Annotated in this window: 23 protein-coding genes; 15 read left to right on the top strand and 8 right to left on the bottom strand. The window is 63.2% G+C overall.

All coding sequences use genetic code 11. The features are described from left to right. Nucleotides 1-15: 15 nt before the first annotated feature. The 6 genes from AC1DX4_RS19250 to AC1DX4_RS19225 form a co-directional block, all read right to left on the bottom strand. Nucleotides 16-753 carry a class I SAM-dependent methyltransferase gene (locus AC1DX4_RS19250; protein ID WP_477221783.1) on the bottom strand — a complete coding sequence of 246 codons (738 nt, stop codon included), beginning with the start codon at nt 751-753 and terminating at the stop codon, nt 16-18. Between the two features lie 90 nt (nt 754-843). After that, nucleotides 844-1,974, bottom strand: coding sequence for a sterol desaturase family protein (locus AC1DX4_RS19245; protein ID WP_477221782.1), 1,131 nt, complete (start codon nt 1,972-1,974; stop codon nt 844-846). 186 nt (nt 1,975-2,160) lie between these two features. Then, entirely contained in the window at nt 2,161-2,712 is a 552-nt protein-coding gene (locus AC1DX4_RS19240; protein WP_477221781.1) for a phosphotransferase-like protein, read from the bottom strand. A gap of 17 nt (nt 2,713-2,729) precedes the next feature. Next, nucleotides 2,730-3,584, bottom strand: coding sequence for a lytic transglycosylase domain-containing protein (locus AC1DX4_RS19235; protein ID WP_477221780.1), 855 nt, complete (start codon nt 3,582-3,584; stop codon nt 2,730-2,732). 5 nt (nt 3,585-3,589) lie between these two features. Next, nucleotides 3,590-4,843: a flavodoxin-dependent (E)-4-hydroxy-3-methylbut-2-enyl-diphosphate synthase gene (gene ispG, locus AC1DX4_RS19230; RefSeq protein ID WP_477221779.1), complete on the bottom strand. Its 1,254-nt coding sequence runs from the start codon at nt 4,841-4,843 to the stop codon at nt 3,590-3,592. 302 nt (nt 4,844-5,145) lie between these two features. Next, nucleotides 5,146-5,319, bottom strand: coding sequence for a YdcH family protein (locus AC1DX4_RS19225; protein WP_013892599.1), 174 nt, complete (start codon nt 5,317-5,319; stop codon nt 5,146-5,148). A 239-nt stretch (nt 5,320-5,558) separates the two neighbouring features. On the opposite strand from AC1DX4_RS19225, the gene AC1DX4_RS19220 reads away from it, so the two are divergent. Further along, complete coding sequence (locus AC1DX4_RS19220; RefSeq protein ID WP_477221778.1) at nt 5,559-5,762, top strand: YdcH family protein; 204 nt, start codon at nt 5,559-5,561, stop codon at nt 5,760-5,762. Nucleotides 5,763-5,773: 11 nt separating this feature from the next. On the opposite strand, the gene AC1DX4_RS19215 is transcribed toward AC1DX4_RS19220, so the two are convergent. After that, the gene (locus AC1DX4_RS19215; RefSeq protein WP_477221777.1) at nt 5,774-6,562 is read right to left on the bottom strand and encodes an IclR family transcriptional regulator; all 789 of its coding nucleotides are present in this window, start codon (nt 6,560-6,562) and stop codon (nt 5,774-5,776) included. Nucleotides 6,563-6,691: 129 nt separating this feature from the next. On the opposite strand from AC1DX4_RS19215, the gene AC1DX4_RS19210 reads away from it, so the two are divergent. From AC1DX4_RS19210 to AC1DX4_RS19185, 6 genes are all read left to right on the top strand, one after another. Next, nucleotides 6,692-7,564, top strand: a complete 873-nt coding sequence (locus AC1DX4_RS19210; RefSeq protein ID WP_032937624.1) for a transporter substrate-binding domain-containing protein — start codon at nt 6,692-6,694, stop codon at nt 7,562-7,564. Between the two features lie 72 nt (nt 7,565-7,636). After that, a complete protein-coding gene (locus tag AC1DX4_RS19205; protein WP_477221776.1) occupies nt 7,637-8,302 on the top strand; it encodes an amino acid ABC transporter permease in 666 nt (221 codons plus the stop codon). 1 nt (nt 8,303) lies between these two features. After that, on the top strand, nt 8,304-8,954 hold the full coding sequence (locus AC1DX4_RS19200) for an amino acid ABC transporter permease (protein ID WP_477221775.1): 651 nt from the start codon (nt 8,304-8,306) through the stop codon (nt 8,952-8,954). A gap of 4 nt (nt 8,955-8,958) precedes the next feature. After that, nucleotides 8,959-9,753, top strand: coding sequence for an amino acid ABC transporter ATP-binding protein (locus tag AC1DX4_RS19195; protein WP_477221774.1), 795 nt, complete (start codon nt 8,959-8,961; stop codon nt 9,751-9,753). A 68-nt stretch (nt 9,754-9,821) separates the two neighbouring features. Beyond that, a complete protein-coding gene (locus AC1DX4_RS19190) occupies nt 9,822-10,283 on the top strand; it encodes a RidA family protein (RefSeq protein WP_477221773.1) in 462 nt (153 codons plus the stop codon). 25 nt (nt 10,284-10,308) lie between these two features. Continuing rightward, nucleotides 10,309-11,514: an aminotransferase class V-fold PLP-dependent enzyme gene (locus AC1DX4_RS19185; protein ID WP_477221772.1), complete on the top strand. Its 1,206-nt coding sequence runs from the start codon at nt 10,309-10,311 to the stop codon at nt 11,512-11,514. Nucleotides 11,515-11,575: 61 nt separating this feature from the next. Here AC1DX4_RS19185 and AC1DX4_RS19180 read toward each other — a convergent pair whose 3' ends face one another. Continuing rightward, nucleotides 11,576-11,932, bottom strand: coding sequence for a hypothetical protein (locus AC1DX4_RS19180; RefSeq protein WP_477221771.1), 357 nt, complete (start codon nt 11,930-11,932; stop codon nt 11,576-11,578). Nucleotides 11,933-12,097: 165 nt separating this feature from the next. On the opposite strand from AC1DX4_RS19180, the gene AC1DX4_RS19175 reads away from it, so the two are divergent. The 8 genes from AC1DX4_RS19175 to AC1DX4_RS19140 all read left to right on the top strand — a co-directional run bounded on the left by AC1DX4_RS19175 (nt 12,098) and on the right by AC1DX4_RS19140 (nt 18,420). Continuing rightward, complete coding sequence (locus AC1DX4_RS19175; protein ID WP_477221770.1) at nt 12,098-12,301, top strand: hypothetical protein; 204 nt, start codon at nt 12,098-12,100, stop codon at nt 12,299-12,301. A gap of 37 nt (nt 12,302-12,338) precedes the next feature. Further along, nucleotides 12,339-12,878 carry a sigma-70 family RNA polymerase sigma factor gene (locus AC1DX4_RS19170; RefSeq protein WP_477221769.1) on the top strand — a complete coding sequence of 180 codons (540 nt, stop codon included), beginning with the start codon at nt 12,339-12,341 and terminating at the stop codon, nt 12,876-12,878. Next, nucleotides 12,875-13,783, top strand: coding sequence for an anti-sigma factor family protein (locus AC1DX4_RS19165; protein ID WP_477221768.1), 909 nt, complete (start codon nt 12,875-12,877; stop codon nt 13,781-13,783). The genes AC1DX4_RS19170 and AC1DX4_RS19165 overlap by 4 nt, the downstream gene beginning before the upstream one ends. A 189-nt stretch (nt 13,784-13,972) precedes the next feature. Further along, on the top strand, nt 13,973-14,962 hold the full coding sequence (locus AC1DX4_RS19160; protein ID WP_477221767.1) for a sugar phosphate isomerase/epimerase family protein: 990 nt from the start codon (nt 13,973-13,975) through the stop codon (nt 14,960-14,962). 13 nt (nt 14,963-14,975) lie between these two features. Then, nucleotides 14,976-15,851: a MurR/RpiR family transcriptional regulator gene (locus AC1DX4_RS19155; RefSeq protein WP_477221766.1), complete on the top strand. Its 876-nt coding sequence runs from the start codon at nt 14,976-14,978 to the stop codon at nt 15,849-15,851. Beyond that, nucleotides 15,848-16,747, top strand: coding sequence for a PfkB family carbohydrate kinase (locus AC1DX4_RS19150; protein WP_477221765.1), 900 nt, complete (start codon nt 15,848-15,850; stop codon nt 16,745-16,747). The genes AC1DX4_RS19155 and AC1DX4_RS19150 overlap by 4 nt, the downstream gene beginning before the upstream one ends. Before the next feature lie 102 nt (nt 16,748-16,849). Then, nucleotides 16,850-17,347, top strand: a complete 498-nt coding sequence (purE, locus tag AC1DX4_RS19145; RefSeq protein WP_475456400.1) for a 5-(carboxyamino)imidazole ribonucleotide mutase — start codon at nt 16,850-16,852, stop codon at nt 17,345-17,347. After that, nucleotides 17,344-18,420, top strand: coding sequence for a 5-(carboxyamino)imidazole ribonucleotide synthase (locus AC1DX4_RS19140; RefSeq protein WP_477221764.1), 1,077 nt, complete (start codon nt 17,344-17,346; stop codon nt 18,418-18,420). The genes purE and AC1DX4_RS19140 overlap by 4 nt, the downstream gene beginning before the upstream one ends. Nucleotides 18,421-18,433 lie beyond the last annotated feature (13 nt).

Here is an 18,433-nt window from a genome sequence, read left to right as displayed (position 1 = left end):
GGTCGGGCTGCCGGATCAGCGCAACCTGCCGATCGGAATGATTTCCGGCGCGCTATCGACGTAAGGTTCGCCGTGCCAATTGCCGAGCCATTGCTCGACCAGCAGGCCGGCCTCGCCGAGCATCCCGGCAAGATCTTCCCTTGCCGGGAACGCGATCTTCGATTCGGCGCTCAGAACCGCGTTGCCACCTGGAATTTCATAGAACGTCGAGTAGGTGACGATGCCGGTCACGGCATCGCGCTCAACGTCGTTCCAGGATTTCACCGCGCCAAGGTGGGGATGCAACACGATCCTTTCGGAGCGCTGCGGCGTCCATTCCAGCCATTCCTTCGCAACGGGATTTCGGCTGTCGAAAATGAAGCGGCCATCCGCTGCAAGATGTTCGGCGATGGTGCGCAGCACAGCTGACTGATCCTCGGCCGTCAGAAACACCTGGAAGGCATGCCCGGTCAGCAACACCAGATCGAAGCGTCGGCCGAGCCGAACTGTTCGCGCGTCTCCCTCAACCCAGTCGACCTTATCTCCATTAGGCCTGCCGCGCCCGACATCGAGCATCGGCGATGCCGGATCGACGCCGGTGACGCTACGGCCTTGGCTGAGCGCTGCGGCCAGCTGCCCGGTGCCGCAGCCGAGATCAAGAACCGAGCGGGCATTGCCGGCGAAACCGACACAATAATTGAAATCGTCGCCGCCTGTGTTCTCGATATCGTAGAACTGGACGAGGTCTGGGTCGCTGTAGAGTCTGTCGGTCATGGCAGCGGCCTATAACCGAAATTTCTGCTGGATGCGACGGGCGTGCTGGAGATGGAGCTGCTCGCCTGTTCCGCGAAACCTGTGAACGCCTTAGCCGCGCCGGAAGGGGTAGAGGAATTGCCGCCAATATCCTTTCGGCACGGGGTGGCCATGAATGCCATAGCCCTTCGGCCACCGTCCCTCCGGCAGATGGTAGGTGCCGAACAGCCGGTCGAGCAGCGGGAAATGGATGGCGAAGTTGACGTCGATCGCCTCTTTCTCGAGGCCGTGATGCCAGTGATGATAGCGCGGCGACACCAGCAGTTTTTCGGCCGGGCCAAAACTGGTTCCGATGTTGGAATGGATGAAAGATGAATAGACGTAGACGATCAGGATATAGGTCTGGATCGCAGATTCATCGAACCCCAGAACGAACATCGGCGTGGCGGTCAGGCTGCGCAGCACGATGATTTCCAGGAAATGCATCCGCGCGCCGGCAATCCAGTCCATCGACTTGGCTGAATGATGCACGGCATGGAAATTCCACAGAAAGGGGATGCGGTGGAAGGCCCGGTGCACCCAATATTGGGCAAGATCGGTCAGGAACATCACCGCCACCAACTGCACCAGCCAAGGCAGGTCGTGGACCCAGGCACGCACCGAACCAAGGCCGCCCTGCGCGTTGACCAGAGTGGACGGCGCCAGGGTCAGGTAGGTCAGTATCTGCACCAGCAGCGACGAGACCAGATAGTAAAACAGGTCTTCGCGCCATTCGTCGCGGAACACTGTCTGGTCCTTGTTGCGGGCAAGAATGCGTTCGAGCGGAACGAACAGCACGCCCATGAAGAGCGCGTTCAGAATGAAAAAATCGAGGCCGAAGAAGACGCCGTCAATCTGCAGCTGATGACGGACCGGGAGCATGCCGAGCAGCGATGCCAGGAGCACGGTGAACATCGCCGCCGCGCCGAGCGTCTTTTCCCTGCGCAGCATCATGCTCAATATGGCCAGTATATAGCCGGAGATGAGCACGAAATAGAGCACCGGCTTGAAGAACAGCATCTGATGGATAGGCGCCAGATCCGGCATCGAGGTCAGCGACGGGTAGCGCAACACGATGACCATCAGCAGGCCGGTGACCCCGGCAAGCAAGCCGATCGACCCGGACAGCCAGCCGGAACCGAATGGCCGCTTGGAGCGGGGCGTTTCGAGCTCGCCGACAATCTTTTTGAGGAAATTTGCCACCGGTATAATGCCCCCTGGTCAAAGGGCGCGAACATATCTGCGCCGGAAATACTGATCCTGCCTTTGCTATAGCAGAAATTATTAAGATTTAATCGACGCCACTCCGACCGACGCTTGCTGCAACATCAGCTATCGGCATTGTTGTTGAATGGCGAAAGCTGTCGCCGCGATAGAAGATGCCGGCCGCTATAGATGGAATCTTTGCTGGATGCGCTGGGCGCATTCGAGCGGCGTAAACCGGCTGGTGTCGACTTCGAGATCGTAGCGTATATCCCGGTGCACGCGCTCATATTGCCAGCGCGCCAGGCCCGGCAGCCTGTCTGCTCGCCGGGCTTCTCGGGCTTCCAGAACCTCCAGCGGCGCCATGACGCCGACCAGATGGAGATCGAAGGCAGACAAGAGTTTGACATAGTCCGACATATCGCCATTGCACAGCACCTCATCGACGATGAGGTTGTTGCCTTGCCCGGCCATGGCGGCGACGGCGTGGCGCATGCCGCGCAGGGTTTTTTCGCCCACCGGTCCGGCCCTGATCACCACCGACGGCTTGCCGCCCTGTTGAACGGTTTCGTAGGAGAAACCATCGGCATGGTCCTGCAAGGCATCGGGCAGCATCTCGAGAAAACTGTCCATCTGGACATGCAGGAAAGGGGCGGCGGTTATTGTCTGTAACGCCCTGGCGATCGAGCTTTTGCCGGCACTGCCGACGCCATTGAGCAGGACGATCCTGGCTTTCACGCCGATGCTCCTTCGGACTACCGGTTGCGCACCACCACGCAGGCCCCGCCGACGCTCTGTAATTTCTGGCAGATGACATTGGCGGTGGCACGATCGTCGATGCCGATCCTGACGGCATAGATGCCGCGCCGGCCGATCGGCGTGCGCACCCGGCTCACCACTGGATCATGGCCGGCGAGCAGAGCCGGAAACCGGCTCCTCACCCGCAGCCACTGGTTGATCGCCGCCCCGCGCCTGAAATTGCCGGCGACCTGGACGCCCCACGGCTTTATGTTGATCGAGGCCATCGCCACGGTCTGCGACATGATCACCGGTAGCTTGCGGCAGGCAACCGCAAAGCTCGCCTTCTTGTCGAGCGGCTGGATGGTTCCGGCATAGCTGGTATCGGCGAACTTGTCCGCTGGCTCGCCCATGATGTCGAAGACATAGCTCTCGGTCTCCATCGGCAGGAAGCCGCCCGAGCCCAGCCAGCGCGACACCCGGCTTTCGCCGGCATTGTAGGCGGCGGCCGCCAGGCCAAGATTGCCGTAGCTGGTTTTCATTTCGGCGAGGTATTTCGCCGAGGCCGGGATCGCCTGGTTGATGTCGAAGGAATTTTCGAGCCCCCGCATCTTGGCGGTGCCCGGCATGAACTGGGCGATGCCTTCGGCGCCGACGGGGCTGACAGCATTGGGGTCGAAACGGCTTTCCTTCCAGATCAGCCGGGCGAAGAAATCCCTGGGCAGGCCGTTCTGGTCGGCATGGGCCTGGATCAGGTTGCAGACCTTGTCGATCAGCCGCTGCTTGGCCGATTGCGGCGGATCGGCCCCGGCAAGCGTCGACCAGGCCATACCGCACAAGACTATCAGCGCCGCCCAGAGGAAACGCTGCATCTGGTCTACTCTGCCGCGGCCTTGCCGCCACGACCGAACCTCTGATCGATATAGTCGGCGACCATTTTCTCGAAATCCGCCGCGATCGACGGTCCGCGCAGCGTCGCCGCCTTCTTGCCGTCGACGAAGACGGGCGCCGTCGGGGTCTCGCCGGTGCCGGGCAGAGAAATGCCGATATCGGCATGCTTGGACTCACCCGGGCCGTTGACGATGCAGCCCATCACCGCGACCTTGAGGTTCTCGACGCCGGGATATTTTTCACGCCACACCGGCATGTTCTTGCGCAGGTCCGCCTGGATGTTCTGCGCCAGCTCCTGGAACACGGTCGAGGTGGTGCGACCGCAGCCGGGGCAAGCGGCGACGATCGGCACGAACTGCCTGAAACCCATGGTCTGCAGCAGTTCCTGCGACACCTGCACTTCGCGCGTGCGGTCGCCATTCGGCTCCGGTGTCAACGAGATGCGGATGGTGTCGCCAATGCCTTGCTGCAAAAGGATGCCCATGGCGGCGGACGAGGCGACGATGCCTTTCGAGCCCATGCCGGCCTCGGTGAGACCAAGATGCAGCGCGTGGTTGGAGCGGGTGGCAAGCTCGGTATAGACGGCGATCAGATCCTGCACCCCGCTGACCTTGGCCGACAGGATGATTTTTTCCCGACCGAGGCCGATTTCTTCGGCCATCTCGGCCGACAGGATCGCCGACTGCACGATTGCCTCGCGCATCACCTCCTGCGCCGTCAGCGGGAAACCCTTGTCCTGGTTGTCGTCCATCAGCCGGGTCAGAAGCTCCTGGTCGAGCGAGCCCCAGTTAACGCCGATGCGCACCGGTTTGTCGTGTTTGATCGCCATTTCGACGATATCAGTGAACTGCCGGTCCTTCTTGTCCTTGAAGCCGACATTGCCGGGATTGATGCGGTACTTGGCCAGCGCCTCGGCACAAGCAGGATGATCGGCGAGCAATTTGTGGCCGATATAGTGGAAGTCGCCGACCAGCGGCACATTGATGCCGAGACGCTGGAGCCGTTCATGAATGCGCGGCACGGCGGCTGCACTTTCGTCGCGGTCGACGGTGATGCGTACGATCTCCGAGCCGGCGCGGTGCAGTGCCGCGACCTGCGCAACGGTCTGGTCGATATCGGCGGTGTCGGTGTTGGTCATCGACTGCACGACAACCGGGGCGCCGCCGCCAACGACCACGCCGCCAACATCGACGCCGACCGAGGTGCGGCGGGGGAAAGGAAAGGAAAAATATCCGGTCATGCCGGCAGCCTTTTGTCTCTGAAGCTCCGTGCGTCCGCTTGGACGCACAAGCACTCCCCGGGGCCGATGCGCTGAGGTTCGGGCATGAGGTGGAGGAGCAAAGATGGCTTGTCAATGGCGACAGGTCGCCACTGGCCAGAAATGGCCGCCGTCAGGATCGCAAATGGCTTGGTCAGAAGGAGCTTGAAGATATAATATTAGCCATGGCTCATAGCCGTTGACAAAATCAAAACCACGACACCGGCGGCGGTTGCCGCCGGCAAGAAAGACCGCAAATGATGAGCGGCTATATCAGTTGAGCGTCAATGCGTGGTCGCCCTCAATTTTTCAATCTCGTCCTTGAGTGCCAGCTTGCGTCGCTTGAGATTCACGATTTCGAGGTCGTCCACCGATGGGTGGTTCATCGCGTCATCGATTTCGCGTTCGATGTCGCCGTGTTTCCGCTGCAACTCATCAAGATGGGATGCAAGAGACATGATTGGTTCTCCCTTTCATGGTTTCCTCGATTGCAGCCGTCAAAGACACGTCCACCGCAGGTCGCTTCTGTGACGGCACGATGACACTTTGCCACCTTCCGACCGGGATGTCGAATGCTGCGTGGTAGCATTCCACGACAATGTGAAATGTGATATTGGCTGCGCGCCGGTGGCAGAAATTGCCGCCCCCGCCCAACCAGGCCCAGTTTTGGGCGCCGCAGACGTGCAGACGGTAGAGAATGTCCGATCAGGAAAAGGCCGATATTCGCCTCGAATTTTCCCGGCTGAAGCAGGAACACGCCGATTTCGACGCCGCGATCAACGCGATGATCGCCACCAACTGCGACCCGCTGCAGATTCAGCGCATGAAAAAGAAGAAGCTGGCGCTCAAGGACCGGCTGATGACCCTGGAAGACAAGATCATTCCAGACATCATCGCTTAGCCGTCTTTCGCCTATCCGCCGATCGAAAGCCTGGACGCGCGGTCGCGCAGCAGGCCGATGAGACTGCCGGTCCGCTCATCGGACGTGTCGATGGGAACCACCAGGCACATCGTCGCCTCGACCTTGCCCGGCGCTGAAAAGACCGGCACCGCAAGGCATTTCGTGTAGGCATCGACCAAGCCCGAAGTGACGCAGTAGCCGGTCACCCCTGCCTTGGCGATATCGTCGATGAAATCATCGAGCCGCAGCTTGCGACCATCGGGTAGCAAGAGATCGTCGTCAGACACCATGGCTTCGATCTCAGCCCGCTCCAACCCTGCCAACAGCAACCTGCCAGACGCGGTCCACGGCAGCGGTATCTGCAGGCCGGTGGCCGAGCTGATGCGGAACGGCCTGGTGCCTGGGCTTGCGTGGACGATGGTGTAGCGGCCGCTCTGCAGCATGCACAGTTCCGACGTCTCGCCGGTCTCGCGCGACAGATGGTCGACCTCCTGGCGCCCGCGCCGTAGCAAATCGTTGCCGCGCACATAATCCATTCCGTAGAGATAGAGCTTCTTGCCGAAATAGACGCGGTTGCCGTCGCCTTCCATTTCCAGCAGGCCGGCGTCGACCAGTGATCGCACCAGCGTGTAGGTCGTGGAACGCGGAGCGTTCACCCCCTTGGCAAGGTCGCCGATGCCGATCGCCCGCTGCGTCGTGTGCAGAAAGTCCAGGATTTCGAGCACCCGGTTGAGCCCCTTCTCGCGAGAAGCTGTCGTCTTTTCGTCGGCTGAAACTGCCAAGGCATTGCCATCTTGCATTGTCGATTCCTGGTGTTAGTATCTGTCTTGTACAGGATACATGCGTCTCTTGTAAGAGACAATCGCTTTGAAATCACCGTCGCGTGTATTGCCTGTGCATAGGGGAACACAACACGAAAGGAGGTCGCCGTGAACGACACATCCGGAAGACGTGATTTTCTGAAATTGGGAATGGCGGGACTGGCCACCGCCGGCGTGCTGGCCACCGTCGATGCCCAGAAGGCCGCCGCGCAGGCCGCATCCGACAGCCTGCTGCGCACCGTGCTCGACCGCGGCAAGCTGATCGTCGGCACCGGCAGCACCAACGCGCCCTGGCATTTCGAGAACGATGCCGGCGAGTTGGTCGGCATGGACATCACCATGGGGCGCATTCTGGCCAAGGGCCTGTTCGATGATCCGACCAAGGTCGAGTTCGTCATGCAGGATCCGGCACAGCGCATTCCCAACGTCACCACCAACAAGGTCGACATCACCATCCAGTTCATGACGATGAGCGCCCAGCGTTCGCAGCTGGTCAATTTCTCCCGGCCCTACTATGTCGAGGGCGTTGCCCTGCTGAGCCTTCCGACCGCCGAGAACAAGACCTTCGACAAGCTGCTCGCCGGCGGCGCCGCAACACGCATCTCCATTCTGCAGAATGTCGATGCCGAGGCACAGGTGCATTCGGTGCTGCCGCAGTGCCAGGTCATGCAGATCGATACCCAGGCCAACGTGCTTCAGGCACTGGAATCGAAACGCGTCGACGCAGCCGCCGTCGATCTGTCCACCGTGCGCTGGCTCGCCTCGCGCAACCCGGACAAATATTTCGACGCCGGCAAGAGCTGGCTGAGCATGCTGTATGGTGCAGCACTCCGGCAAGGCGACCTCGACTGGCTGTCCTTCGTCAACGCGACCTTCACCATCGCCATGTTCGGCCACGAAAACGCCCTCTACGACGCGGCATTCAAGGACTATTTCGGACAGGAGCCGCCGGCACGCCATCCCGGCTTCCCGGCCATCTGATCTGCATCAGGCGGGAGGGCGCCCCGGCGCCCTTCCGCCTCCCGACGGTCCGCTGTGTGCTAAGGCTTAGGCATGGGCTATGCCCTCAATTTCAATCTGATCTGGCGGCATTTCGACAAGCTCTGGGGCGGCCTGCTGCTCAGCCTCGAGCTTGCGGTGATCTCGATCGCCATCGGCGTCCTCATCGGCCTGGTGCTGGCGGTCTGGTATGTCTCGGCAGGACGCACGGTGCGCACCATCATCGCCGCCTATGTCGAATTCATCCGCAACGTGCCTCTGATTCTGCTGGTCTATCTCGTCTTCTACGGCCTGCCGACCGTGGTTGATCTCGCCTACAGCGCACCGACATCGTTCGTCCTGACGCTGTCGGTCTATAGCGGCGCCTATCTGGTCGAGGTGTTTCGCTCAGGGCTAGAAGCCGTCCCGCGCGGCCAGCTCGATGCCGGCAAGGCGATCGGCCTGACGCCCTGGCAAAGGCTCATCCACGTGCGTCTGCCGACCATGCTGCGCATCACGCTGCCGGCGCTCTCCAACACCTTCATCTCGCTGTTCAAGGACACGTCGATCGCCTCGGTCATCTCGGTGCCCGAGCTCACCTTCGGCGCCCAGTGGATCAACTTCAACACCTTCCGCATCGTCGAGGTCTATCTGGTGACGACGGCGATGTATCTGGTGACCGGCTACATCCTGCTTTTCGGGCTCAGGCTCGTCGAGCGCCGGTTCAGGGCGGCGCGCTGACATGCTGAGCCAGATCCTCTACGCCCTGCCCTTCCTCGCCAAAGGCTTCGCCCTGACCCTGTGGGTGTCGCTTCTGGTCGTCACACTGTCGCTCATCGCCGGCGTCGTGCTTGGTGTCGGCCTGGTCTATGGCCCTGCCCCGCTGCGCTGGGCGGTGCGCATCTTCTCCGACACCATTCGCGGCATTCCGATCCTAGTCTTGATGTTCTTCGTCTATTACGGCCTGCCCGCCATCGGCCTGCATCTGCCGTCTTTCTGGGCCGCCGTGCTGGCGCTGACCCTGTTCAAGACGGCTCAGGTCATCGAATATCTCAGGGGCGCGGTCGGCTCGATCCCGAAAGGCCAGTCCGAAGCCGCGATGGCGATCGGCCTGACCTTCCGCCAACGGCTCACCTACGTCATCTTTCCGCAGGCCTTCAGGCGCTTCCTGCCGCCCTGGATCAACGGCGTCACCGATGCGGTCAAGGGCAGCGCACTGGTGTCGCTGCTCGGCATCACCGATCTGATGCAGGCCATCAACCAGGTCATCGGCCGCACCTATGAGGCAATGCCGCTCTATATCCTCGGCGCGCTCATCTATTTCGCGGTCAACTACGCGCTCTCGCTCGCCAGCCGGCGGCTCGAGCGGCGCTTTGCCTTCATTCGGGAATAGCACGATGTCCGATGCCACAAACGCCAGTCCCGCGCTGCTCGACGTGCGCGATGTCTCCAAGGCCTTCGGCGCCGTCGAGGTGCTGCGTTCCGTCAGCCTTCAGGTCAACCGCGGCGAGGTGGTGACCGTCATCGGTCCCTCCGGCAGCGGCAAGACCACGCTGCTGCGCTGCGTCAATTTCCTCGAGAGCTACGACAGCGGCTCGATCCGCATCGACGGCAAGGAGGTCGGCTATCGCGAGGCTGGAACGCGCCAGCGCCGCAGCGAGCGCGACTTGGCCAGCATGCGCGCCGAGACCGGCATGGTGTTCCAGAGCTTCAACCTGTTTCCGCACCTCACCGCTGCCGGCAACATCATGCTCGGCCTCACCAAGGTGCGGGGAAAGAGCCAGGCCGAGGCGCGCCAGGCCGCCGAACACTGGCTCGGCCGTGTCGGCCTCGCCCACAAGGCCGACAGCCTGCCTGCCGAACTCTCCGGCGGCCAGCAGCAGCGCGTCGGCATCGCCCGTGCCGTTGCGATGGAGCCGAAGATCCTGCTGCTCGACGAGATCACTTCGGCGCTCGACCCTGAACTGGTCGGCGAGGTGCTGGCCGTGGTGCGCAGCCTTGCCGAGGACGGCATGACCATGCTGATGGTGACGCATGAAATGGCCTTCGCCCGCGACGCTTCGAGCCGCATCGTCTTCATGGCCGATGGCGGCGTCAGCGCTGTCGGCCCACCCAAGGAGATCCTCGCGGCGGAGACCAGCAACGAGCGCCTCCGCACCTTCCTGGCGCGCTTCCGCGCCTCGCATTTCTGACACTGGACGGCTGACGCCATTTATTTCTGACATCGGATGGCCGAAGCCATTCAAGGGAGCCTTCTTCCATGACGCCTTACATCCGGCTCGCCGAACTCGGCCTGACGCTGCCCGAGCCGCCGACGCCCATCGCCAATTTCGTCACCCATGCCGAGAGCGGCCGGCTGATCTTCCTGTCCGGCCAAGGGCCGCTGCGCGCCGACGGCACGCTCTGCACTGGCAAGGTCGGAGAGGACGTCACCGTCGAGCAGGCCTATGAGCATGCGCGCCTGACCGGGCTCAACCTGCTTGCCGTTATGCATGCCGCCGCCGGCGATCTCGGCCGCATCGTGCGCGTCGTCAAGCTTCTCGGCTTCGTCAATGCCACGCCGACCTTCAGCGACCACCCCAAAGTCGTGAATGGCTGTTCCGATCTTTTTGCCGATGTGTTTGCTAATATTGGCGGCCACGCCCGCTCGGCGATCGGCGTCGGCTCGCTGCCTGGAAACATCACTGTCGAAATCGAAGCGGTCGTCGAAATCGCTGCCTGACCTGCCACCCACGGGATCTGCTGACATGAAAACCACTTCCGCCGCCGGCTCCAACACCACCATCCGCGAACGGCTCGGCCTTCGCCCGATCATCAATGTCTCCGGCACCATGACCGCGCTCGGCGCGTCGATCATCGTTCCGGAGGCGATCAGCGCCATGGCCGAAATGGCTTCGCAATGGGTGGAGATGGACGATCTGCAGCGCGCCGCGAGCACGGTCGTCGCGCGCCTCACCGGCGGCGAGGCCGGCTTCATCACCGCCTGCTGCGCCAGCGGCATCACCATGGCGATCGCCGGTGCGATGACGGGAAACAACCTGCTTGCGATCGAACGCCTGCCTGACGATACCGGCGATCTCAAGTCGGAGGTCGTCATCCAGCTTGGCCACATCGTCAATTACGGCGCCCCGATCGACCAGTCGGTCCGCGTCGCCGGCGCCAAGGTGATCCCCGCCGGCACGGTCAGCGTGACGCAGGACTATCATGTGCGCGAAGCGATCAACGACCAGACAGTGGCAGGCCTCTACGTCGTTGCCCACCACACCGTGCAGTACGGCATGCTGTCGCTGGAAGAATTCTGCGAGATTTGCCACGCCAAGGGCGTGCCGGTGATCGTCGATGCCGCGTCGGAATACGATTTGCGCGGCTTCCTGGCGCGCGGCGCCGATGTCGTCATCTACAGCGGCCACAAATTCCTGAGTGGACCGACCAGCGGCATCGTCACAGGCCGCAAGGACCTGGTGCGATCAGCCTATCTGCAGAACCGCGGCGTCGCCCGCGCCATGAAGGTCGGCAAGGAAAGCATCGCCGGCACCATGGCCGCACTCGAAGCCTGGGAGAAGCGTGACCACGCCGGCATCCGCCTGCGCGAGGAGGCGGCACTCAATCTGTGGAAGGACGCTTTGCAGGGGCTGCGGGGCATCTTTGCGAAGATCATTCCAGACCCGACAGCCAATCCGCTCGATCGGCTGCAAATCTTCGTATCGCCGGAAAGCCGCTTCAGCGCCGCCGGCCTCACCTCGGCGCTGGCGGCGGGCTCGCCGCCGATCATCGTGCGCAACCACGAAATCGAGCGCGGCCATTTCTTCCTCGACCCCTGCAACCTTCATCCCGGCGAGGCGGAGATCGTCGCCGAACGGCTGCGCGCCATATTGACCGCGAAGGACCGTCCCGCCGATGCGATGAAGGTTGCCCGCAAAGATTCATCCGGCGTCTTGCGCTGGCCGGATTGAATGCGCACCAAGCAACACTAAGGTCTCGCCAGAGCATTTCGCCGCCGTATTGCAATGCGTGTCAGTCAGTCCTGGCAACAATCCTGACCACATCCATCGGATCCAGCCGAAGCTTCTGTGCACAGGTCAGAGCATTCGGCACGATCCAGTATGGTGAGTCGGAATCGAACGGTGCAGTGCTGTGGGTAAGATTGAACAGCGTTTTGGCGCAGGCCTCTTCAAACATGAATTGCGCCTGGGCCTGAATATCCTGACCACGATGTGCGCGTAGCGTCTTGTGCCGAATGTGATCAAAGAGGTGATGGGCCTTGGGCCAAGAACCACGGTCATCGATCATTCGGAGTAGGCGTTCCAAGGTTTCGGTGTCGCGGACATGTGGGATGAAGAACCCGATCAGTTCTTGCATTTCACGCAACATATTCAACTTCCTTGATTGCCAGAGGATTGTTCGCTGTATCTTCGCCTAGGCGCGAGACACCGAAGATCACGACACCGTGATCACGAAAGAGATGCAAGCGGGAATAAATCGGCGCCGCGACAGGTCTCCTCGACATACGCCACGGCTGGCGTTGAGGAGATCGACATGCCCCGTCATTGCGAGAACAGCGACCATGGCTGCGGCACAGGCCGTGACCATATGCTGGCGCGCATGATCGTCATCAGTCTCTCCTCCATGGCGCTTGACACCGGTGACGCAGATGAATTCAGTTTCGGCAAGGCAGGCGGCTCTGCCTGTTTCCGGGGGCTTTGCCCCTGCGAGCAAAGCAAGGTCGCCGTCGCATCTTGAGGCGGCCCGGCCCGGAGTATCGGATCATGGTGCCGCTTTGAGCGAGAGGGCCCTGGCAGAACGCTTCAACCAGGTGGTGCTGCCGCATCTCGGCGATGCGCTGGCGCTTGCCCGCTGGCTGACTGGCAATGCCGCCGACGCCGAGGATGTGGTGCAGGACGCTTGCATCAAGGCGCATGCCGGCATTTCGGGCTATGCCGGCGGCAACGCCCGTGCCTGGCTGCTGACCATCGTGCGCAACACCTCCTACACCTGGATGTCGCGCAACCGGCCGCGCGCCATGATGGCCGTCGGCGACCTCGGCGATCTCGACGATATGGCGGCGGCACACGGCACCAGCCTGCCCGACGAGGATGGCCCGGAGGCCAGCCTGATTGCCAGGGCCGATACGGCGGCACTCGAGGCGGCGATCGCTGCCCTGCCGCAGCCCTATCGCGAAACACTGGTGCTGCGCGATATCAACGGCCTCAGCTATCGCGAAATATCTGCAATGCTGACCGTGCCGATCGGCACGGTGATGTCGAGGTTGGCCCGTGCCCGCGGCCTGCTTGCGTCTGAACTGGGGAGAGCGTCATGACGCACGACGACGGACTGCCCAACGATCCCGAAGGCATCAGGCTGATGATCCATGCTTTGGTAGATGGTGAACTCGATGCAGCGGCAGCACTGGCCTTGGAACGGCGCATCGCCGCCGATCCCCGGCTTGCCGCCGAGCATGCCCGCATTGTCGCCTTGCAAGGCGCTGTCAACCGCTTGCCGCGCCCCGATGTCAGCGATGACTTTCGCGCCCGCATTGCGGCAATCGGCATGGCCGGCACCGAACAGCCGGCGCCAGCCGAGGCGAACGAGCCGCAGAGGGGCGCACCGTCGGCCCTGCCGGGATTGATTGCGGGCGCCGGCGGCGGCCAGAGACGAGAAACCGGAACACGACCCTCCCAGACACGGCTGCTGCCAAGGGCGCGCCGCTTCGGCTCGTTCGACTGGCGCGCCATGGCCGCGTCGATCATGATCAGTGCGGTGCTGGCCAGCGGGGCGACACAATGGGTGATGCAGAGCGGCGTCGATGACGGCTTTGCCGCCGCGGTCGCCAGCGGCCATCGCCGCAGCCTGCTTGCCGCAAGCCCGATCGACATCGTCTCGTCCGACCGCCATACGGTCAAGCCATGGCTTGATGCCCGCATCGGCGTCTCGCCGCCGGCGCCCGACCTTGCCCAGGACGGTTTCGCGCTGATCGGCGGCCGGGTTGAAGTGATCTCAGGTCGGCCGGTGCCGGCCCTGGTCTACCGTCACCGCGAGCACCTGATCACGCTGGTCGCCGAGCCCCAGCAAGGCAGCAAGACCACCCAGCCGGACGACCTGTCATCCGGCGGCTTCTCGATGGTGCACTGGAGCGACGGAGCCTTCTCCTACTGGGCGATCTCCGACATGGAACGGCCCGAACTCGACGACTTCGTCGCCCGCTTCCGCAAGGCGGCGGTGTGAAGGCAGTCCAGCCCCATTGTTGATCCTAACGCTCTGAGGAGGCAGTCGCCCGACCGGGAAACTGCCGGCGCGCCCGTGCGTGCTCAACTCCGGTTGCAAGCCAGATCGCTCGCCTCGCGGCTTCCTTCAAAACAATAACTTTACAAATATTCATATTTATGTGAAGTCATGGTGATTGAAGGATCGTCCATGACAACCCATCGTTTCGCCACGCGCCTGAATTCCTTTGCCTCGCGGTCGCAGGCCGAATGGCCCGATCTTACCGGCAAGCCGTCGCTGATGCAGATGGCGGCGCGCGCCGCCAAGGTCGAGGGGCTTACCGATCTCGACCTCAACTTTCCTGACCATGTCGGTGAAAAGCCTGCGGAAATCGCGCGCAAACTGGGCGATCTCGGACTTTCCATCAATGGCTTTGCCATGCGCTACTACTCCAACCCCGCCTTCAAGCTCGGCGCCTTCACCAATCCCGATCCGGCGGTGCGCCGTGAGGCCATCGACCTGACCAAGGCCGGCATCGACGCCGCGCGTGAAGCCGGCGCCAGCCTGATGACGCTGTGGCTGGGACAGGATGGCTTCGACTATGCCTTCCAGGCCGACTATGCGACGCTCTGGCAACACGAAATCGACGGAATCCGTGAAGTGGCCGCGCATGACCCCGGCTGCCAGATCAGCCTCGAGTACAAGCCCAACGAGCCGCGTTCCTACTCGCTGATGCCGGATGCCGCGACCACCTTGCTGGCGATCCGCGAGGTCGGCCTGCCCAATCTCGGCGTCACCCTCGACTTCGCCCATGTTCTCTACGCCGACGAGCAGCCGGCCTTTGCCGCCGCCCTCGTCGCCCGGCACAGCAAACTGCTCGGCGTGCATCTCAACGACGGCTACGCCAAGCGCGACGACGGCCTGATGGTCGGCGCCGTGCACACGCTGCAGACGATCGAATTGCTGCGCCAGATCCGCCGCGACGGTTACGCCGGCGCCATCTACTTCGACACCTTTCCCGACATGACCGGGCTCGATCCGGTGCGCGAATGCGAGGTCAACATCGCCACCGTCAAGCGCATGCTCGGCGTCGTCGAGCGGCTCGACAAGGACAACCGTCTGTCCTCCGCCATCGACCGCCAGGACGCGGTCGCCACGCAGGCCATCGTCCAGGAGATCATGCTCGGATCGATCGCGTGACGAGGGGGCGTGGATGACTTTGAGCGGGCTGGACCGGAAAGCGGTGGGACCGCGCATCCGCATGATGATGCCCCACCTCACCCCGCTGGAGGCGAAAGTGGTGGAAACCGTCTTCGGACGGCGCGGCTTCGACGAGACGATTCCGCTGAAGCAGATCGCCGAGGAATCCGGCGTGTCCGAGGCGATGGTGGTCAAGATCGCCAAGAAGCTCGGCTTCTCCGGCTATCGCGACTTCCGCACCGCCGTCTATGAATACAGCCGCCTGCCGACCGCCGAGATGCATCAGGAACTGTCGTCCGACGACAGTTCGGCCGAGATCGTGCAAAAAGTGTTCCGCACCTCGATCCAGGCGTTGGAGGAGACGCTCGCCATCCTCGATATCGAGGATTTCGACCGCGCCGCCGAGCTGCTCTTCCGGGCGAAGAACCGTGATTTCTACGGCGTTGGCGGTTCGGCGCAGATCGCACGCGACGTTTCGCACAAATTCCTGCGCATCGGCATCCGCGCGTCGGTCTACGACGATTCGCACATGATGCTGATGTCGGCCTCGCTGCTCGGCGCGGATGACATCGCCGTCGGCTTCTCGCATTCGGGCAACACGTCGGCTGTCATCGACGCCATCCAGCTCGCCCGCAAGAATGGCGCCCGCACCCTGGCCATCACCAATTACGACAACTCGCCGCTGGCCCAGGTCGCCGACATCGTGCTGTGCTCGACCGCGCAGGGCTCCCCGCTGATGGGCGAGAACGCGGCGGCGCGCATCGCCCAGCTCAACATACTCGACGCGCTGTTCGTGGCAGTGGCGCAGCGTGACTACCAGGCGGCGGAGTGCAATCTCGGCCGCACCATGTCGGCGGTGACATCGAAACGAAAAGACCGGGGCTCATGACGCCGTCCACAACCCCACTCGTCACTGTCTTTGGCAGCCTGCATTACGACATCATGGTCGACGCCCCCGACCGCCCGCGCAAAGGCGAGACGGTGACCGGCCATGCCTGGCACCCGAAATGCGGCGGCAAGGGCGGCAACCAGGCGGTTTCAGCGGCACGGGCCGGCGCCAGATCCGCAATGATCGGCGCCGTCGGTGACGACGATTTCGGACACGCACTGCTGGCCAATCTCGACTGCGCCAAAGTCGACCGCCGCTTCGTGCGGGTAGCCGCCGGCGCCGGCTCCGGCATGAGCGTGGCGATCTTCGACGCAGGCGGCGACTATGGCGCGGTGATCGTCTCGGGCAGCAATCTGACGCTCGGCGAAAAGGATATCGCAGGCGCTTCCGGAATGATTGCCCAGACGGCGGTGCTCCTGTTGCAGAACGAGGTGCCGGAAGCAGCCAACATAGCCGCCGCTCGCGCGGTGAAGGCGCAAGGCGGCCGCGTCGTGCTCAATGCCGCCCCGGCACGCAAACTCTCAGAAGAGTTGATCGGGCTGGTCGATATCCTCGTGGTCAATGCCATCGAGGCGGAATTCCTGGCTGGCATGGCGGTGGTCGAGACGCTCGACGGCGCCGCGCAAGCGGCACGGCGTCTGGTCGATCTCTGTCCCGTGGTGATCGTGACCGCAGGCGGCGAGGGTGTCGCCTGTTGCGATCGGACCGGCGAGGCCTTCGCGCTGCCGGCCATCCCGGTCAAGCTCGTCAGCACGCATGGTGCGGGCGACGAATTCGTCGGCGCGCTGGCCGCGGCACTTGCCCGTGGCGAGGGTATGCGAGCGGCCGTCACCGCAGCCAACGCCGCTTCGGCCCTTCTGGTCTCGACGCCGGAGGCCGAGCGTCAAGGCATCTAGCGGGCCGGTTTCCGCCTTGCCAGACGGCAAGCATGCCTGCCCATCCTTGCCGTCGCTGCCGAATTCCGCTAAGGCGCGCCTTTGTCGCCGGGGAGCATGAACTTGGACGATCAACGCGCCGACGTTGCCATCATCATGGGCAGCCAGTCCGACTGGGCAACCATGCGCCATGCGGCCGAAACGCTGGAGGCGCTCGGCGTCCCGCACAAACGGCTGATCATCTCCGCGCATCGCACCCCTGACCGCCTCTATGATTTCGCCAAGGGCGCCAAGGCCGCCGGCTACAAGGTCATCATCGCCGGCGCCGGCGGTGCGGCACATCTGCCCGGCATGACGGCGGCAATGACGCCGCTGCCGGTGTTTGGCGTGCCGGTGGAATCGAAGGCACTGTCGGGCCAGGATTCGCTGCTCTCGATTGTCCAGATGCCGGCCGGCATTCCCGTGGGCACACTGGCCATCGGCAAGGCGGGTGCGGCCAATGCTGCCTTGCTGGCTGCCGCAGTGCTGGCGCTGAACGACGACAAGCTTGCCCAGCGCCTCGATGCCTGGCGTGCCGCGCAGACTGCCAAGGTCGCGACTGAGCCGACGGATACGCCGTGAGCCTGCCCGCCGGATCGACCATCGGCATCATTGGCGGCGGCCAGCTCGGTCGCATGCTGGCGATGGCTGCCGCTCGCCTCGGCTACCGTACCATCGTGCTGGAGCCGCAGCCGGATTGCCCGGCAGCACAGGTCGCCAACCGGCAGATAACGGCCGCCTATGACGACCCGGCTGCTCTTGCCGAGTTGGCGGCAGCAAGTGCCGTCGTTACCTACGAGTTTGAGAACGTGCCGGTGGCAGCCGCCAGTTCGCTCGCCGCCAAGGTGCCGGTCTATCCGCCGGCGCGCGCGCTCGACGTGGCGCAGGACCGGGTGAGCGAAAAGACCTTCCTCAACGGCATCGGCATTGCCACCGCCGATTTCCGTGCGGTCGACACTGACGACGAGCTGACGGCGGCGTTGAAGGCATTCGGCGGCAGCGGCATCCTGAAAACGCGCCGCATGGGCTATGACGGCAAGGGCCAGCGCGTCTTCCGCAACATGGAGACGGGCGGCTTCGCCGGCACCTGCGAGGCGATGGGCAATGTGCCGCTGATCCTGGAAAGCTTCGTGCCTTTCGAGCGCGAGATTTCGGTGATCGCGGCGCGCGGGCTGGACGGTACGGTCGCGGCCTACGATCCGGCCGAGAATGTCCACCGCCACGGCATTCTTCACACCTCGACCTTGCCGGCCGCCATCAAGCCTGAAACGGCGGACGCGGCGCGCGCAGCGGCGGCAAAAATCCTGTCGGCGCTCGACTATGTCGGCGTCATCGGGGTCGAGTTCTTCGTGCTGGCTGACGGTTCGCTGCTGGCCAATGAAATTGCGCCGCGCGTCCACAATTCCGGCCATTGGACCGAGGCCGCCTGCATCGTTTCGCAGTTCGAGCAGCATATCCGCGCCGTGGCCGGCCTGCCGCTCGGCGACCCGAAACGCCATTCCGATTGCGTGATGGAAAACCTGATTGGCGACGACGTGTTGCGTGTGCCGGCCCTGCTGGCCGAACCCGACCTGATGCTGCATCTCTACGGCAAGGCGGAGGCCCGGCCCGGCCGCAAGATGGGCCATTTCACCCGGATCAGCCCGCGTACCTAATCCCGGAAACGTG

Source organism: Mesorhizobium sp. P3_A8 (assembly GCF_056402995.1).
This window is presented reverse-complemented; position numbering and strand designations above follow the sequence as displayed.

Excerpts from the sequence above, each read along its gene's own strand:
- AC1DX4_RS19250 (WP_477221783.1), bottom strand. The coding sequence starts at position 753 with ATGACCGACAGACTCTACAGCGACCCAGACCTCGTCCAGTTCTACGAT.
- AC1DX4_RS19235 (WP_477221780.1), bottom strand. The coding sequence starts at position 3,584 with ATGCAGCGTTTCCTCTGGGCGGCGCTGATAGTCTTGTGCGGTATGGCC.
- ispG (WP_477221779.1), bottom strand. The coding sequence starts at position 4,843 with ATGACCGGATATTTTTCCTTTCCTTTCCCCCGCCGCACCTCGGTCGGC.
- AC1DX4_RS19225 (WP_013892599.1), bottom strand. The coding sequence starts at position 5,319 with ATGTCTCTTGCATCCCATCTTGATGAGTTGCAGCGGAAACACGGCGAC.
- AC1DX4_RS19220 (WP_477221778.1), top strand. The coding sequence starts at position 5,559 with ATGTCCGATCAGGAAAAGGCCGATATTCGCCTCGAATTTTCCCGGCTG.
- AC1DX4_RS19215 (WP_477221777.1), bottom strand. The coding sequence starts at position 6,562 with ATGCAAGATGGCAATGCCTTGGCAGTTTCAGCCGACGAAAAGACGACA.
- AC1DX4_RS19205 (WP_477221776.1), top strand. The coding sequence starts at position 7,637 with ATGGGCTATGCCCTCAATTTCAATCTGATCTGGCGGCATTTCGACAAG.
- AC1DX4_RS19200 (WP_477221775.1), top strand. The coding sequence starts at position 8,304 with ATGCTGAGCCAGATCCTCTACGCCCTGCCCTTCCTCGCCAAAGGCTTC.
- AC1DX4_RS19195 (WP_477221774.1), top strand. The coding sequence starts at position 8,959 with ATGTCCGATGCCACAAACGCCAGTCCCGCGCTGCTCGACGTGCGCGAT.
- AC1DX4_RS19190 (WP_477221773.1), top strand. The coding sequence starts at position 9,822 with ATGACGCCTTACATCCGGCTCGCCGAACTCGGCCTGACGCTGCCCGAG.
- AC1DX4_RS19185 (WP_477221772.1), top strand. The coding sequence starts at position 10,309 with ATGAAAACCACTTCCGCCGCCGGCTCCAACACCACCATCCGCGAACGG.
- AC1DX4_RS19180 (WP_477221771.1), bottom strand. The coding sequence starts at position 11,932 with ATGTTGCGTGAAATGCAAGAACTGATCGGGTTCTTCATCCCACATGTC.
- AC1DX4_RS19175 (WP_477221770.1), top strand. The coding sequence starts at position 12,098 with ATGCCCCGTCATTGCGAGAACAGCGACCATGGCTGCGGCACAGGCCGT.
- AC1DX4_RS19165 (WP_477221768.1), top strand. The coding sequence starts at position 12,875 with ATGACGCACGACGACGGACTGCCCAACGATCCCGAAGGCATCAGGCTG.
- AC1DX4_RS19160 (WP_477221767.1), top strand. The coding sequence starts at position 13,973 with ATGACAACCCATCGTTTCGCCACGCGCCTGAATTCCTTTGCCTCGCGG.
- AC1DX4_RS19155 (WP_477221766.1), top strand. The coding sequence starts at position 14,976 with ATGACTTTGAGCGGGCTGGACCGGAAAGCGGTGGGACCGCGCATCCGC.
- AC1DX4_RS19150 (WP_477221765.1), top strand. The coding sequence starts at position 15,848 with ATGACGCCGTCCACAACCCCACTCGTCACTGTCTTTGGCAGCCTGCAT.